This window comes from Pseudomonas sp. NFPP28 (assembly GCF_900115535.1).
GTDB lineage: Bacteria > Pseudomonadota > Gammaproteobacteria > Pseudomonadales > Pseudomonadaceae > Aquipseudomonas > Aquipseudomonas extremorientalis.
Map to the genome: position 1 here is coordinate 355554 of NZ_FOWT01000006.1, position 15208 is coordinate 370761.

At 60.1% G+C, this 15208-nt stretch carries 15 protein-coding genes and 1 pseudogene; 10 read left to right on the forward strand and 6 right to left on the reverse strand.

Annotated elements, in window-relative coordinates:
* Positions 1–300: 300 nt before the first annotated feature.
* The 5 genes and pseudogenes from BM110_RS18085 to BM110_RS18105 all read right to left on the reverse strand — a co-directional run bounded on the left by BM110_RS18085 (position 301) and on the right by BM110_RS18105 (position 3054).
* Positions 301–525 (reverse strand): hypothetical protein, encoded by a 225-nt coding sequence (locus BM110_RS18085; RefSeq protein WP_092246967.1) that lies wholly within the window; start codon positions 523–525, stop codon positions 301–303.
* Positions 526–825: 300 nt separating this feature from the next.
* Positions 826–1103: pseudogene (locus tag BM110_RS18090) on the reverse strand (IS5/IS1182 family transposase); the annotation flags it as partial.
* Between the two features lie 169 nt (positions 1104–1272).
* Complete coding sequence (locus tag BM110_RS18095; RefSeq protein WP_003212997.1) at positions 1273–1869, reverse strand: superoxide dismutase; 597 nt, start codon at positions 1867–1869, stop codon at positions 1273–1275.
* Between the two features lie 178 nt (positions 1870–2047).
* On the reverse strand, positions 2048–2647 hold the full coding sequence (locus BM110_RS18100; protein ID WP_092246970.1) for a LysE/ArgO family amino acid transporter: 600 nt from the start codon (positions 2645–2647) through the stop codon (positions 2048–2050).
* Positions 2648–2652: 5 nt separating this feature from the next.
* A complete protein-coding gene (locus tag BM110_RS18105; RefSeq protein WP_093513925.1) occupies positions 2653–3054 on the reverse strand; it encodes an ACT domain-containing protein in 402 nt (133 codons plus the stop codon).
* A gap of 98 nt (positions 3055–3152) precedes the next feature.
* Here BM110_RS18105 and BM110_RS18110 point away from each other — a divergent pair, with 98 nt between their 5' ends.
* The 10 genes from BM110_RS18110 to BM110_RS18155 all read left to right on the forward strand — a co-directional run bounded on the left by BM110_RS18110 (position 3153) and on the right by BM110_RS18155 (position 14193).
* The gene (locus BM110_RS18110) at positions 3153–4046 is read left to right on the forward strand and encodes a LysR family transcriptional regulator ArgP (protein WP_071489437.1); all 894 of its coding nucleotides are present in this window, start codon (positions 3153–3155) and stop codon (positions 4044–4046) included.
* Positions 4047–4098: 52 nt separating this feature from the next.
* Entirely contained in the window at positions 4099–5097 is a 999-nt protein-coding gene (locus BM110_RS18115) for an NAD-dependent epimerase/dehydratase family protein (RefSeq protein ID WP_093125323.1), read from the forward strand.
* A 114-nt stretch (positions 5098–5211) separates the two neighbouring features.
* The gene (locus BM110_RS18120) at positions 5212–6057 is read left to right on the forward strand and encodes an ATPase (protein ID WP_071489439.1); all 846 of its coding nucleotides are present in this window, start codon (positions 5212–5214) and stop codon (positions 6055–6057) included.
* Positions 6058–6172: 115 nt separating this feature from the next.
* Complete coding sequence (locus BM110_RS18125; RefSeq protein WP_093513926.1) at positions 6173–7432, forward strand: D-mannose isomerase; 1260 nt, start codon at positions 6173–6175, stop codon at positions 7430–7432.
* A gap of 104 nt (positions 7433–7536) precedes the next feature.
* Positions 7537–8823, forward strand: a complete 1287-nt coding sequence (locus tag BM110_RS18130) for an ABC transporter substrate-binding protein (protein ID WP_092246984.1) — start codon at positions 7537–7539, stop codon at positions 8821–8823.
* A gap of 81 nt (positions 8824–8904) precedes the next feature.
* Positions 8905–9813: a carbohydrate ABC transporter permease gene (locus tag BM110_RS18135; RefSeq protein WP_071489442.1), complete on the forward strand. Its 909-nt coding sequence runs from the start codon at positions 8905–8907 to the stop codon at positions 9811–9813.
* Entirely contained in the window at positions 9806–10651 is an 846-nt protein-coding gene (locus BM110_RS18140) for a carbohydrate ABC transporter permease (RefSeq protein WP_071489443.1), read from the forward strand. Before BM110_RS18135 ends, BM110_RS18140 begins: the two co-directional genes overlap by 8 nt.
* Before the next feature lie 2 nt (positions 10652–10653).
* Positions 10654–11814, forward strand: a complete 1161-nt coding sequence (locus tag BM110_RS18145; protein ID WP_071489444.1) for an ABC transporter ATP-binding protein — start codon at positions 10654–10656, stop codon at positions 11812–11814.
* Positions 11815–11898: 84 nt separating this feature from the next.
* Positions 11899–13245: a carbohydrate porin gene (locus tag BM110_RS18150; protein WP_071489445.1), complete on the forward strand. Its 1347-nt coding sequence runs from the start codon at positions 11899–11901 to the stop codon at positions 13243–13245.
* Positions 13246–13347: 102 nt separating this feature from the next.
* Positions 13348–14193 carry a D-hexose-6-phosphate mutarotase gene (locus tag BM110_RS18155; protein ID WP_071489446.1) on the forward strand — a complete coding sequence of 282 codons (846 nt, stop codon included), beginning with the start codon at positions 13348–13350 and terminating at the stop codon, positions 14191–14193.
* 122 nt (positions 14194–14315) lie between these two features.
* Here the strand turns inward: BM110_RS18155 and BM110_RS18160 are convergent, their stop codons facing one another.
* Complete coding sequence (locus tag BM110_RS18160) at positions 14316–15176, reverse strand: MurR/RpiR family transcriptional regulator (protein ID WP_170856097.1); 861 nt, start codon at positions 15174–15176, stop codon at positions 14316–14318.
* Positions 15177–15208: the final 32 nt, after the last annotated feature.

Genomic DNA, 15208 nt, shown 5'->3' on the forward strand with positions numbered 1-15208 from the left:
ATTGAATATCGGAGTATTTACTTATGAGCGTAGCAATAGCCGCCGCAGCACTGGCACCCGTCGCCGCCGCCGTGGCCCCCGTGGTTCTATCCGTTGCAGGTCAGGCAGCAAAAGTGGCTACGGATGCCGCGAGGGACATGGTGGGCGGTGCAATCGATTTGGCAGGAAGCGGTGTCAGCAAACAACCGCAAATCCGGTTCTGACTGGGCGTATCTGTACGTTTCGATCCTATGTCATCAGGGGGGGGCGGAGAGAGGCGCTCCCGCCACCCCTTGGTTTCTTCTTTAACTCAGTCAGTGCTTATTGCTTGAAGCTGATGGCTATTTTTCCTGCGCCTTTCTCCATGGGGAGCTCAATGGTTTTGCTTGGGGGCTCTTCCTCTTTGCCGGCAATCTGTTTAGCCAGGGCATCGGCAAAGGGTTGCAGCAGCGGCGCGACCGCTTTGACTATGTCGCCAACCACAGGAAGTCCTGTTTTCACCAGATCACCCACTACGGGAAGTTGTGCCAGTGCACCAATAGTCATTGTTATTTCTCCGACAGGTAAGAGACCTCAATTCGTCTCACTGAATACGTGGCAAATGACAATGGCTGAGTTCCTGAGCCTGAATGACTATATGTTGCGCAAAAAAACCGGCATTCCAGGCTGTCTGAAAACGCAGCCTGCGCCGGTCAAAAGCAAATGCCCCGACTTATCGGGGCATTTGCTTTTTAGGTTTCGGATAATGAAAAAGGGCTTTTCAGCCCATCAACCCCATCATCTTTTGCACACCCAGCACGTTTATGGCTCGTTTCAGGTTGTACGCCTGTATCGCAAGTGCCATTTCCGGTCGCCTTTGTTGAGCGCTTTAAGCGTGAGTACCGTGCCGTTGGGGCAGTGGTAGCTATCACTTTCCTCGTCGTAACTGAAAAGTGTGCGATCAAGATTTTGCTCTTCACCACCCTGGGTATTTACAGCTCGATTGGGCGGGACAAAGGGGGTGATACCAGCATCTTCACACGCCTGGAACTGGCCGCCATCGGCTCAAGCTGACGGTTATCAGTACCTTCCTGGGTTACTTCGTGATGCACGATCAGGCGGTGTTTCGCGTCGACCGCACTTTCGTCCAGTGAGACTGGAAACAGAGCGCCTTGAGTACGGTCTTCACCTTGGATATAGCGCATAAGAAAAATGCCCGTATCTTGCGATACGGGCATTTTCTTAAACCGGGCGGCAGATTGCTAGGTTTTCACACAGCCTGATTCGCCGGGCTTTTTTTACTGCAAGCGTTGCTTAGGCAGTGAAGGTCTTGCCTTCGAACTGCTCAGCCACGAACTTCCAGTTGACCAGGTTCCAGAACGCTTCCACATACTTTGGACGCACGTTGCGGTAGTCGATGTAGTAGGCGTGTTCCCAGACGTCGCAGGTCAGCAGCGGGGTGTCGCCGCTGGTCAGCGGGTTGCCGGCGCCGATGGTGCTGGCCAGGGCCAGGGAACCGTCAGCCTTTTTCACCAGCCAGCCCCAACCGGAGCCGAAGGTGCCGACGGAGGTCTTGGTGAACTCTTCCTTGAACTTGTCGAACGAACCGAACGCAGCGTTGATGGCTTCAGCCAGCGCGCCGGTGGGTTGGCCGCCAGCGTTTGGCGCCAGGCAGTTCCAGTAGAAGGTGTGGTTCCAGACCTGGGCAGCGTTGTTGAAGATACCGCCCGAAGAGGATTTGACGATCTCTTCCAGGGTCTTGCCTTCGAACTCGGTGCCTGGCACCAGGTTGTTCAGGTTCACGACATAGGTGTTGTGGTGCTTGTCGTGGTGGTATTCCAAGGTTTCCTTGGAGATGTGCGGCTGCAGGGCATCGTGTGCGTAGGGCAGCGGCGGCAATTCGAAAGCCATGATAAATCTCCTAATCAGGTCAGTTGCGGTGAGCGCAAGGCCGATCACGGGCGGCCAAACAAGCGCCGGGGAGTTTGTACTCTTTGCGGCGCAGGGTCAGGATCATAGCACCGGGGTTGTGGCAAAACCACGCAACAACTGTGTGGGATAGAGGTTCCAGAGCGTTTTGGAATATTCCTCAGGCACTGATCAATTGATAGGCCACGCTGAACATCATCACCGCCACCAACAGGTCCAGCAGGCGCCAGGTGGCCGGGCGTGCCAGCCAGGGGGCCAGCCACGCCGCGCCGAGCGCCAGGGTTGCGAACCACAGCAGCGACGCACTGGCCGCGCCGGCGACGTAGGCGCCGGGTTCGGTTTGTTGGGCGCCGAGCGAGCCGATCAGCAACACGGTGTCCAGGTACACGTGAGGGTTGAGCAGGGTGACGGCCAGCGCGCTCAGCAGCACCGCGCGCAGCGAGCGCACCTGCAGGTTGCCGCCCTGGTCCAGGCTCTGTTTCGAACAGGCCCGGCGGAGTGCGCAGGCCCCGTACCAGATCAGGAAAGCCGCGCCGCCCCAGCGTGCGATCGCCAGCAGTATCGGGCTCTGCGCCAGCACTGTCGCCAGGCCGAACACCCCGGCGGCCACCAGCAGCGCATCGCACACCACACACAGCGCTGCCACGGGTAAATGATGTTCACGGCGCAGGCTTTGCGCCAAGACAAAGGCATTCTGGGTGCCGATGGCCATGATCAGGCCGAGGGCGACCAGCAAACCATTCAGGTAGCTTTGCCACATAGGGTCTACTCCGCGTTTGCCGCCAGTTGCTGCAACACGTGCATGGCACGCTGGGCATCGGCACGGCCGACGAACAGGTGGTCGTGGTAATAGCCGGCAATCACGTTGCAACTGATGCCGGCCTTGCCCAAGGCACTGGCGAAGGCGGCGGTCAGGCCCACGGCCTCCAGGGCCGAGTGCACATTCAAGGTGATCCACGCGGCGACGTAGTCGAAGGCCAGCCCAGCCTGTTCCGCTTGTTGGCGTTCGACGATCAGGGTCAGGCCTTCTTGTTCGCGGAAGCTGCCGATCACCTCGCAATCGGCAGGGATTCGCTGATCGGGCAGGGTGCAGAATACGTAGTCGCCGTCATTCAGATGAGGACTCATGCTGCGCAGCAGGGTAGCCAGGGCGGTTTCGCCAGCCATGGGAGGTTCCTTATAAAGAGAGAAGCGATGCTGGCTATTCTCATGGCGCAGGCTGTATAAGAAAAACCAATATTGCTGATCGCTCATTAGAGAAACTGATGTTCGACTATAAATTGCTTTCCGCTCTGGCGGCGGTGGTGGAGCAGGCGGGCTTCGAGCGCGCCGCCCAGGTGCTGGGGTTGTCGCAGTCGGCGATCTCCCAGCGCATCAAGTTGCTGGAGGCGCGTATCGGCCAGCCGGTACTGGTGCGGGCCACGCCGCCGACACCCACCGATATCGGCCGTCGCCTGCTCAACCATGTGCAACAGGTGCGCCTGCTGGAGCGCGACCTGCAAAGCCAGGTGCCGTCCCTGGATGAGGAAGGCATGCCCGAGCGCCTGCGTATCGCGTTGAACGCCGACAGCCTCGCCACCTGGTGGGCCGAGGCCGTCAGTGGTTTTTGCGCCGAACAGCATCTGCTGTTGGATCTGGTGGTGGAGGACCAGACCGTAGGCCTCAAGCGCATGCGCGCCGGTGAAGTGGCGGCCTGTATCTGCGCCAGCGAGCGCCCGGTGGCCGGGGCACGCAGCCTGCTGCTGGGGGCCATGCGTTATCGCGCGTTGGCCAGCCCGGCCTTTATTGCCCGGCACTTTCCCGACGGCGTGCGCGCCGACCAACTGGCACGCACCCCGGCATTGGTTTTTGGCCCGGATGATTTCCTGCAACACCGCTACCTGGCATCCCTGGGCGTGGATGGCGGCTTCGAACACCATTTATGCCCATCGTCCGAAGGCTTTATTCGCCTGACCGAAGCGGGCCTGGGTTGGGGGCTGGTGCCGGAATTGCAGGTGCGCGACCAACTGCAAAAGGGCCTGTTGGTCGAGTTATTGCCAGATAAGCCCATCGATGTGCCGTTGTACTGGCATCATTGGCGCAGTGGCGGGCAACTGCTGGGCTTGTTGACCGACCATCTGGCCCAGGCATGCGGGCAGTGGTTGGTGCCGTTGGAGTGATGGCGTGCGTCAAGGCAACAGCGATGAAAAACGAAAGCACACGGGGTAATACATGAAGATTCTGGTCACCGGCGCAAGCGGCTTCATCGGCGGGCGCTTTGCGCGTTTCGCCCTGGAGCAGGGCCTGGACGTGCGGGTCAACGGGCGACGTGCCGAAGGTGTGGAACACCTGGTCAGGCGCGGCGCCGAGTTTATCCAGGGTGATTTGAATGACGCCGACCTGGTGCGCGATCTCTGCCGCGATGTCGAAGCCGTGGTGCATTGCGCCGGCGCCGTCGGGCTGTGGGGCAAGTATCAGGACTTTCATCAGGGCAATGTGCTGGTCACCGAAAATGTCGTCGAGGCCTGCCTCAAGGAGCGCGTGGGCCGGCTGGTGCACCTGTCGTCGCCGTCGATCTATTTCGATGGGCGCGATCACCTGGGGCTGACTGAGGAGCAAGTGCCCAAGCGCTTCAAGCACCCCTATGCCGCCACCAAGTACCTGGCCGAACAGAAGGTGTTCGGTGCCCAGGAGTTCGGCCTCGAAGTCGTGGCCTTGCGTCCGCGCTTCGTCACGGGCGCCGGTGACATGAGTATCTTCCCGCGCCTGCTGAAAATGCAGCGCAAGAATCGCCTGGCCATCGTCGGCGATGGTCTGAACAAGGTCGACTTCACCAGCGTGCACAACCTCAACGAAGCGCTGCTCAGCAGTTTGCTCGCCACGGGCTCGGCGCTGGGCAGGGCCTACAACATCAGCAACGGTGCGCCAGTGCCGGTGTGGGATGTGGTGAACTACGTGATGCGCCAAATGGAATTGCCGCAGGTGACGCGGTATCGGTCCTACGGTTTGTCCTACAGCGTGGCAGCACTCAACGAAGCGTTTTGCGCGATGTGGCCCGGTCGTCCCGAGCCGGCGTTGTCGCGCCTGGGCATGCAAGTGATGAACAAAGATTTCACCCTCGACATCAGCCGCGCCAGGCATTATCTGGACTACGAGCCCAAGGTCAGCCTGTGGACCGCCCTCGACGAGTTTTGCAGTTGGTGGAAGGCCCAGGACCCTGGGTTGAAGTAAGAACACAACAGGCAACACTTCGGGAACCGAATTCGGCGTTCCGGGTCGATCAGGGCGTCGGGAACGCGGTTTATACTCCCGTCGCTCGCCACCTCACCGATTCAGGGTTGATACATGCGCAACGATGCTAAAGACGATTTCGACAACGTTCCCAGCCTGCGGGCGGATGTCGGGGATGACGATGACTTCGAACCTACCCCGGCCACCTCAGTGCGTTCGCGTAACACCAAGGTGGTCAAGGTCAAGAGCGCCAGCACCGGCCCGTTGTGGGCCTTGATCGGCGCGCTGCTGATCGCCTTTGCGGGCCTGGCCTGGTGGAGCTTCCAGCAGATCTCCCTGATGGGCCAGCAGTTGGTTGCCACCCAGGAGAGCTTTGCGCGCATCAGCGAAGAAGCGGCGGGGCGCCTGCAGGATATTTCCGGCAAGGTGGTGGCCAGCGAGGCCAGCGTCAACAACGGCAGCGAAGCGCTGAAACTGCAGATCAAGCAGCTTGAAAGCCAGTTGCTGGAGCAGGGTAAACAGCAGATCGGCGTGGCCGGCCAGGCCACCGAGCTGGACAAGCGCCTGGCGCAAATGACCGCCAGCACCACCGACCTGTCCAACGCCAACAGCAAGCTGCAAGGCCAGGTCCAGGCGTTGACCGACGCCGTGGCGACCCTCAAGGCGGCGCAGGTTGACGCCGGCAAGCGCGATACCGAGATCAAGGAACTGGCCGCTGACGTGGCCGCCTTGAAGAAACAGGGTAACCCCAGCGCCGCCATCGCCCGGATCGAACAGGACCTCGTGGTGCTCAAGAGCGCCCAGGACAACGCGTCGGCCAACAGTGATGCGCCTACCAACAAGGAGTTCGACGTGTTCCGCATCCAGACCACGCGTAATATCACCACCTTGCAGAGCCAGGTGCAGAACCTCAACCAACAACTTAACGCGCCGGCGAGAGTTACCCCGCTCGGGCAATGAGGTCTCTTGTAGAAATGTCACCACTCGGTGACATTTCCCATCCCCTTCGTTACTTGCTCCCAGTGCGCCCTTGTTTAGACTCCGGTCATCCCACAAACAATAATAAGGGCCACCCATGACCACCCAACCACTGCCTGCCAGCAGTTGGCTGAACGCGCCTGCCCATCACGCCTGGCTCGCTGCCGAAGGCCAGCGCCTGCTGGCGTTTGCCAAGGCGTCTCGACTGCCCGATGGCTTTGGCAACCTGGACGACAAAGGCCGGCTGCCGGCCGATGCCCGCGCTGAAACCATGAACACCGCCCGCATGACTCACAGTTTCGCCATGGCCCACGCCATGGGGTTGCCTGGCTATGCCGAACTGATTGAACACGGGGTTGCCTCCCTCAACGGCCCGTTGCGCGACAGTGAGCATGGCGGCTGGTTCGCCGCACCCCACGCCGTCGACGGCAACCGTGGTAAGGCCGCGTACCTGCACGCCTTCGTGGCCCTGGCCGCCAGCTCTGCAGTGGTGGCGGGCGCTCCCGGCGCGCAACACTTGCTGAATGACGCCATCCATATCATCGACCAGTTCTTCTGGAGTGAAGAGGAGGGCGTGATGCTCGAGTCCTTTGCCCAGGACTGGAGCGGCGTCGAAGCCTATCGCGGCGCCAACAGCAACATGCACGCCACCGAAGCCTTCCTCGCCCTGGCCGATGTGACCGGCGATACACGTTGGTTGGACCGTGCGCTGCGGATCGTCGAGCGCGTGATCCATACCCATGCCGCCGGCAACCAGTTCATGGTGATCGAGCATTTCGATACAGGCTGGCAACCCTTGCTCGGTTACAACGAAGACAATCCCGCCGATGGCTTCCGCCCCTACGGCATTACCCCCGGCCATGGCTTCGAGTGGGCGCGGCTGGTGCTGCACCTTGAGGCCGCGCGTCTGCAAGCCGGGCTCGCCACACCCGAGTGGCTGGTGACCGACGCCAAAGGCCTGTTCGCCAGTGCCTGTGAGTACGCCTGGGCGGTGGATGGTGCCCCCGGCATCGTCTACACCCTCGACTGGAACCACCGCCCGGTGGTGCGCGAGCGCCTGCACTGGACTCACGCCGAAGCCAGCGCTGCTGCCCAGGCCCTGCTCAAACGCACCGGCGAATCGCATTACGAAACCTGGTACCGGCGCTTCTGGGAATTCTGCGAAACCCACTTCATCGACCGCATCAACGGCAGCTGGCATCACGAACTCAGCCCGCATAACCAACCCAGCAGCAAAATATGGGGCGGCAAGCCGGACCTGTACCATGCCTGGCAAGCGGTAGTGCTGCCTGCACTGCCCTTGGCACCCAGCATGGCCAGTGCCATCGGGGCTGGGCACTATGTCACCAACTGGTGACATTTGTGCATCCCTTTGTTACCTGCGCCTCAAAAAACCCTGTTTAAACTCCGTGCAGCGCAAGCCTAAGACTTGCATGCATAACAACAAGAAAAGGTACTCAGATGAACGCGATTAATCGCCTCGCCGTCGCTATTTCCATTGCCTCGTTGTTTCCCCTCAGTGCATTTGCCGCCGACTCGAAAGGGACGGTTGAAGTTGTGCATTGGTGGACCTCGGGTGGTGAGAAGGCGGCTGTAGATGTCCTGAAGGCCCAAGTTGAAAAAGACGGCTTCACCTGGAAAGACGGTGCCGTCGCAGGTGGCGGTGGCGCCACGGCCATGACCGTGCTGAAAAGCCGCGCAGTCGCCGGCAACCCGCCAGGCGTTGCCCAGATCAAAGGCCCCGACATACAGGAATGGGCGTCCACCGGCCTGCTCGACACCGACGTGCTCAAGGACGTCGCCAAAGAAGAAAAGTGGGACTCCCTGCTCGACAAGAAAGTCTCCGATACCGTGAAGTACGACGGTGACTACGTTGCCGTACCGGTCAATATCCACCGCGTGAACTGGCTGTGGATCAACCCGGAAGTCTTCAAGAAAGCCGGTATCACCAAGAACCCGACCACCCTCGAAGAATTCTACGCCGCTGGCGACAAGCTGAAGAAAGCCGGCTTCATTCCGCTCGCCCATGGTGGCCAGCCTTGGCAGGACAGCACCGTGTTCGAGGCGGTGGTGCTTTCTGTGATGGGCGCCGATGGCTACAAGAAAGCCCTGGTCGACCTGGATAACGCTGCACTGACCGGCCCGGAAATGGTCAAGGCCCTGACCGAGCTGAAAAAAGTCGCGACCTACATGGACGTCGACGGCAAAGGCCAGGACTGGAACCTCGAAGCAGGCAAGGTCATCAACGGCAAGGCCGGCATGCAGATCATGGGTGACTGGGCCAAGTCCGAATGGACCGCCGCCAAGAAGGTCGCCGGCAAAGACTATGAGTGCGTAGCCTTCCCGGGTACCGACAAAGCCTTCACCTACAACATCGACTCCCTGGCGGTGTTCAAGCAGAAAGACAAAGGCACTGCGGCGGGTCAGCAGGACATTGCCAGAGTCGTGCTGGGTGAAAACTTCCAGAAAGTGTTCAGCATCAACAAGGGTTCGATCCCTGTGCGTAACGACATGCTGAACAAAATGGACTCGTACGGCTTCGACTCCTGCGCCCAGACCGCTGCCAAGGACTTCCTGGCAGACGCCAAGACCGGCGGCCTGCAGCCAAGCATGGCGCACAACATGGCCACGACCCTGGCGGTGCAAGGTGCATTCTTTGACGTTGTGACCAACTACATCAACGACCCGAAAGCCGACCCGGCCGACACCGCCAAGAAACTCGGCGCTGCGATCAAGTCCGCCAAGTAACGGTTGACCTTATGGGGGGGACTCCCTTGCCCCCCATAAGGCGTGTTCCTGTAGTCCTTTTTCCCTGTACTGGATTTTCCCATGAGTTCTGTTGCTGTGTTCAGCAAAGCCTCGCCGTTCGATGCACTGCAGCGCTGGCTACCCAAACTGGTGCTGGCGCCCAGCATGTTCATCGTGTTGGTGGGCTTCTACGGCTACATCCTGTGGACGTTTGTACTCTCGTTCACCAATTCCACGTTCCTGCCAAGCTACAAATGGGCGGGCCTTGCGCAATACGCGCGGTTGTTCGACAACGACCGCTGGTGGGTGGCGAGCAAGAACCTGGCGGTGTTTGGCGGGATGTTCATCGGCATCACCCTGGTTATCGGGGTGACCCTGGCGATCTTCCTCGACCAGAAAATCCGTCGTGAAGGCTTTATCCGCACCATTTACCTGTACCCGATGGCGCTCTCGATGATCGTCACCGGTACGGCCTGGAAATGGCTGCTCAACCCGGGCATGGGCCTGGACAAACTCCTGCGTGACTGGGGCTGGGAAGGCTTCCGTCTCGACTGGCTGATCGACCCGGACCGCGTGGTCTACTGCCTGGTGATCGCCGCTGTATGGCAAGCCTCGGGCTTTATCATGGCGATGTTCCTCGCCGGCCTGCGTGGCGTCGATCAGTCGATTATCCGTGCCGCCCAGATCGACGGCGCGAGCCTGCCACGCATCTACTGGAGCGTGGTGCTGCCCAGCCTGCGTCCGGTGTTCTTCAGTGCGGTGATGATCCTGGCGCACATTGCGATCAAGAGCTTCGACCTGGTGGCGGCAATGACTGCCGGCGGCCCGGGCTATTCGTCCGACCTGCCTGCCATGTTCATGTACTCGTTCACCTTCAGCCGTGGCCAGATGGGCATGGGTTCGGCCAGTGCGATCCTGATGCTCGGTGCGATCCTGGCGATCATCGTGCCTTACCTCTACTCCGAGCTGAGGACCAAACGTCATGACTAGTCTCGCCTCCAAATCACCTGTCAGCCTGAGTCGCATCGCGATCTACGCGGTGCTGATCCTCGCCGTGCTGCTGTACCTGGTGCCGCTGGTGGTGATGCTGCTGACCAGCTTCAAAACCCCGGAAGACATCAGCACCGGCAACCTGCTGAGCTGGCCGACCGTGGTCTCCGGCATCGGCTGGGTCAAGGCCTGGGCCACTGTGGACGGTTACTTCTGGAACTCGATCAAGATCACCGTTCCGGCCGTACTGATCTCCACCGCCATCGGTGCGTTGAACGGCTATGTGCTGTCGTTCTGGCGCTTCAAAGGCTCGCAGTTGTTCTTCGGCTTGCTGCTGTTCGGTTGCTTCCTGCCGTTCCAGACCGTGCTGCTGCCGGCGTCGTTCACCCTCGGCAAGATGGGCCTGGCCAGCACCACCACCGGCCTGGTGTTTGTGCACGTGGTCTATGGCCTGGCGTTCACCACGCTGTTTTTCCGTAACTACTACGTGAGCATCCCGGACGCGCTGATCAAGGCGGCACGCCTGGACGGTGCGGGATTCTTCACCATCTTCCGTCAGATCATTCTGCCGATGTCGACCCCGATCATCATGGTCTGCCTGATCTGGCAGTTCACCCAGATCTGGAACGACTTCCTGTTCGGCGTGGTGTTCTCCAGTGGCGATTCCCAGCCCATCACGGTGGCGCTGAACAACCTGGTCAACACCAGCACCGGGGCCAAGGAATATAACGTGGATATGGCGGCGGCGATGATCGCCGGGCTGCCGACCCTGCTGGTCTATGTGATCGCAGGCAAGTATTTCGTGCGCGGCCTCACGGCCGGCGCGGTCAAGGGGTAATCATGGCTACGCTTGAACTTCGCAATGTAAACAAGACCTATGGCGCCGGCCTGCCCGACACCTTGAAGAACATCGAACTGTCGATCAAGGAAGGCGAGTTCCTGATCCTGGTCGGCCCTTCAGGGTGCGGCAAATCCACGCTGATGAACTGCATCGCCGGCCTAGAGACCATCACCGGCGGCGCGATCATGATCGGCGACCAGGACGTGAGCGGCATGAGCCCCAAGGACCGGGACATCGCCATGGTGTTCCAGTCCTACGCGCTGTACCCGACCATGAGCGTGCGCGAGAACATCGAGTTCGGCCTCAAGATCCGCAAGATGGCCCAGGCGGATATCGACGCCGAAGTGGCGCGGGTTGCAAAACTGCTGCAGATCGAACACCTGCTCAACCGCAAGCCGGGCCAGCTCTCCGGCGGCCAGCAACAGCGCGTGGCCATGGGCCGTGCCCTGGCGCGTCGGCCGAAGATCTACCTGTTTGACGAGCCGCTGTCCAACCTCGACGCCAAGCTGCGCGTCGAGATGCGTACCGAAATGAAGCTGATGCACCAGCGCCTCAAGACCACCACGGTCTACGTGACCCACGACCAGATCGAAGCGATGACCCTGGGCGACAAAGTGGCGGTGATGAAGGACGGCATCATCCAACAATTTGGCACGCCGAAAGAAATTTACAACGACCCGGCCAACCTGTTTGTGGCAAGCTTTATCGGTTCACCTCCCATGAACTTCGTTCCTATGCGCCTAAAACGCAAGGAAGGTCGTTTGGTCGCGCTGCTCGACAGCGGCCAGGCCCGTTGCGAATTGCCATTAGGCATGAACGACGCAGGTCTGGAGGACCGTGATGTGATTCTGGGCCTGCGCCCGGAGCAGATCGTGTTGGCGGCGGGTGAGGGCAACGGCTCGTCGAGCATTCGTGCTGAAGTCCAGGTCACCGAACCGACCGGTCCGGACACCCTGGTGTTCGTGCAGCTCAATGACACCAAGGTCTGCTGCCGTTTGGCGCCGGATGTGGCGCCCCAGGTCGGCGAGACCCTGACCCTGCAATTTGATCCGGCCAAGGTATTGTTGTTCGACGCCAACACTGGCGAACGCCTAGGCACTGCTTCTTCATTGCCCGCACAGGGGCATGCCGACAACGTGGCCCAATTCAAAGGCCGCTGAAGCAGCTAAGTTGTTGTTTCAAATAAAAAAGTAACCCGCGTTAGATAAAAACAGTTTAATAACAATAAAGACGAGGATGTAGGGATGAAAAAGCAACACAACAACACTCGGCTGATCTGCCAAATGTCAGCTGCAGCAGCCCTGGTTTTGTCCGCCAATGCGATGGCGGCCGATGCATTCAGTGCTGATTCGAAGTGGATGACCGGCGATTGGGGTGGTGAGCGTACCAAGCTGATCGAGCAAGGTATCGACATCAAGGCTGACTACGTTGGGGAGATGGGCTACAACGCCAAGGGCGGTTACAACCACGACAAGACCGGTCGCTACTCTGACCAGTTCGGTCTCGGCGTGGCACTCGACCTGCAAAAACTGTGGGGCTGGGATAACACCCAGGCCAAGATCCAGTTGACCAACCGTAATGGCCAGAACATCTCCAACGACCGCATCGGCGATCCGCGTGCCGGCACCTTGAGCTCGTCTCAAGAAGTGTACGGCCGTGGCCATATGGTGCGTCTGACCCAGTTCTGGATCCAGCACCAGATGTTCGACAACAAGTTGGACGTGAAGCTTGGTTACTTCGGCGAAGGCGAAGACTTCAACACCTTCCCGTGCGACTTCCAGAACCTGTCGTTCTGCGGTTCGCAAGTGGGTAACTACGTCAACACCTGGTACAACTGGCCGGTCAGTCAGGCCGCGATCCGTGTGAAGTACAACATCACGCCTGAGCTGTATGCGCAGATCGGCGCGTACAACCAGAACCCCTCGCAGCTCGAACACGGTAATGGCTTCAAGCTCAGCGGCAGCGGTACCAAGGGCACCGTGATCCCAGTGGAATTGGTCTGGTCGCCGAAGGTCAACAACCTGCCGGGCGAATACCGTGTGGGTTACTACAAGAGCGCGGCTGATGCCTCTGACGTCCGTGAAGACATCAACGGCAATGATGCTGCGACCACCCGCGCCGCCTACCGTACCCGCAGCAGCAAGAAAGGCTACTGGTTCGTTGCTCAACAGCAACTCACCACCCATAACGGCGATGCCTCCCGCGGCCTGAACATCGCGGCCAACGCCACCTTCCACGATAAGGAAACCAACCTGGTCGACAACTATCAGTCGCTCATGCTGGTGTACAAAGGCCCATTCGACGCGCGTCCGAAAGATGACGTCGGCATTGGTGTCGCGCGCCTGCACGTCAACGATGACGTGAAGAAAAACTCTGAACTGCTCAACGCCGCCAATGGTGTGAGCGACTATGACAATCCTCTCTACACGCCGATCCGTGAGACCGAGTACAACGTTGAACTCAACTACGGCTTCCACGTCACCAACTGGCTGACCGTGCGTCCTAACCTGCAATACGTTGTCCAGCCTGGCGGCGTGGACAAAGTCGACAACGCGTTGGTGGCGGGCCTGAAAATTCAGTCTACGTTCTAACGCTGTTGCGATAAGCTCCTTCTCTCTGTGCGCATTTTGCGGGTAGCCATGGCTACCCGCTTTTTTTGGGTCGCACTGTGAAGACAATCAGGACCGTGGCACATGCATGAGCAACCGCTGCAACGCTTTTTCAAATCCCTGCGCGAGCGTCCGGTGTTCGCCTGGGAGCGTTTTCAGATGCGTGATGTGTTGGTGATCGATCATCCGCTGTGCCAGGCGGTGTTCAGTCGCCAGGGCGCGCAATTGCTGCACTTTCAGCCTACCGGCCAGAAACCGTGGTTGTGGTGTGCCGCCAAGTGGCCGCAAGTCGGCGCCATCCGTGGAGGCGTGCCGGTGTGCTGGCCGTGGTATGGCCGTCACCCGAGTGAAAATGCCTGGCCATCCCATGGCTGGGCGCGCTTGATCGACTGGAAATTGCTCGACAGCAGCACTGACGACGACGGTGTGCGCCTGCACTGGCAATTGCAGCTGTGCGACTGGCAGGTCGACCTGCACGCGCACCTGGGCGAAACCTTGGAGCTGCGCCTGAGCACCGAGCATCAGGATGAGTTGCCGTGCCAACTGAGCCATGCATTGCACGCTTACTGGCGTATTGGTCATGTTGATGAGATAGCGCTGTCTGGGCTCGACGGTGCGCAAGGTTACGACCAGCTCAACCGCCAGGTCTGCCAGCAGGAGGGTGAGTTGCGGGTAGAAGGCGGTTGCCAGCGGGTGTTCCAGCACGAAGGCGAATTGCAACTCAAGGACCACGCCTGGCAGCGCGAACTGTGCATCGACACCGGCGACAGCGCCGACACGGTGGTGTGGCATCCGGGCAGCCGACCGCTGTTGGGCGTGAGCTTCAACGAGGCGTCGGGGTTTGTGTGCGTGGAGTCGGCGATGGCCGGGGCGAGCCTGGCGCCGGGGGAGAGGGCGCATCTGAGTTTGCAGGCCAGGGCTGGGGTTTAGCTGTGTTGCTGGTGGCCTCATCGGGGGCAAGCCCCCTCCCACACTTTGCTCTGTGAATACAGTCAAAATGTGGGAGGGGGCTTGCCCCCGATAAGGCCAGTACAGCCAACACAAAGGCAGGCCTAGTTGAACTCATCCCCCACCGGATACCGGCTGTCATTCAAACTCTCTTTGATCTTGCGCAAATGCGGCTGGAAATCCACCCCGCGACGCAAGGTCATGCCGGTGGCCAATACGTCCAGCACCGTCAACTGGATGATCCGCGAGGTCATCGGCATGTAGATGTCGGTGTCTTCTGGCAGTGGAATGTTCAGGCTCACCGTACTGGCCTTGGCCAGCGGCGAGTTTTCGGCGGTCACGCCCAACACTGAAGCGCCGTTTCCACGGGCGATGCGCGCCACTTCCACCAGTTCACGGGTACGCCCGGTGTAGGAAATGATCACGAACAACTCGCCGGTGTGTGCCACCGAGGCGATCATGCGCTGCATCAGCACGTCGGCATGGGCGGTGACCGCCAGGTTGAAGCGGAAGAACTTGTGCAGCGCATCCATCGCCACCGGTGCCGAAGCGCCCAGGCCGAAGAAGTGGATCTGCCGCGCCTGGATCAACAGGTCCACGGCCTTGCTGATCAGGGCCGGGTCCAGGGCCTGGCAGGCGCTGTCGAGCGACGCGATTGCGCTGCCAAAGATCTTCTGGGTGTAGGCCTCGGGGTTATCATCGGCTTCCACTGCGCGGCTGACATACGCCGCGCCGCTGGCCAGGCTTTGCGCCAGCTGCAATTTCAGTTCAGGGTAGCCGCTCACGCCGAACGAACGGCAGAAACGGTTGACCGTCGGTTCACTGACCGAGGCGGCCTGGGCAAGGGCGGCGATGGAGAAGCGGGTCGCCTGCTGCGGGTTGAGCAGGATGACCTCGGCAACTTTTTTCTCGGCCTTGTTCAATTCTTCGAGGCGGTTCTGGATCTGTTCCAGAAGATTTCGCACGCGGTCCATTCAGTCTTTCCTTCGGGCGACGA

Coding starts and splice junctions, on each gene's coding strand:
- BM110_RS18115 (WP_093125323.1), top strand. CDS start 4,099: ATGAAGATTCTGGTCACCGGCGCAAGCGGCTTCATCGGCGGGCGCTTT.
- BM110_RS18150 (WP_071489445.1), top strand. CDS start 11,899: ATGAAAAAGCAACACAACAACACTCGGCTGATCTGCCAAATGTCAGCT.
- BM110_RS18120 (WP_071489439.1), top strand. CDS start 5,212: ATGCGCAACGATGCTAAAGACGATTTCGACAACGTTCCCAGCCTGCGG.
- BM110_RS18155 (WP_071489446.1), top strand. CDS start 13,348: ATGCATGAGCAACCGCTGCAACGCTTTTTCAAATCCCTGCGCGAGCGT.
- BM110_RS18130 (WP_092246984.1), top strand. CDS start 7,537: ATGAACGCGATTAATCGCCTCGCCGTCGCTATTTCCATTGCCTCGTTG.
- BM110_RS18135 (WP_071489442.1), top strand. CDS start 8,905: ATGAGTTCTGTTGCTGTGTTCAGCAAAGCCTCGCCGTTCGATGCACTG.
- BM110_RS18140 (WP_071489443.1), top strand. CDS start 9,806: ATGACTAGTCTCGCCTCCAAATCACCTGTCAGCCTGAGTCGCATCGCG.
- BM110_RS18095 (WP_003212997.1), bottom strand. CDS start 1,869: ATGGCTTTCGAATTGCCGCCGCTGCCCTACGCACACGATGCCCTGCAG.
- BM110_RS18125 (WP_093513926.1), top strand. CDS start 6,173: ATGACCACCCAACCACTGCCTGCCAGCAGTTGGCTGAACGCGCCTGCC.
- BM110_RS18145 (WP_071489444.1), top strand. CDS start 10,654: ATGGCTACGCTTGAACTTCGCAATGTAAACAAGACCTATGGCGCCGGC.
- BM110_RS18110 (WP_071489437.1), top strand. CDS start 3,153: ATGTTCGACTATAAATTGCTTTCCGCTCTGGCGGCGGTGGTGGAGCAG.
- BM110_RS18105 (WP_093513925.1), bottom strand. CDS start 3,054: ATGGCTGGCGAAACCGCCCTGGCTACCCTGCTGCGCAGCATGAGTCCT.
- BM110_RS18100 (WP_092246970.1), bottom strand. CDS start 2,647: ATGTGGCAAAGCTACCTGAATGGTTTGCTGGTCGCCCTCGGCCTGATC.
- BM110_RS18085 (WP_092246967.1), bottom strand. CDS start 525: ATGACTATTGGTGCACTGGCACAACTTCCCGTAGTGGGTGATCTGGTG.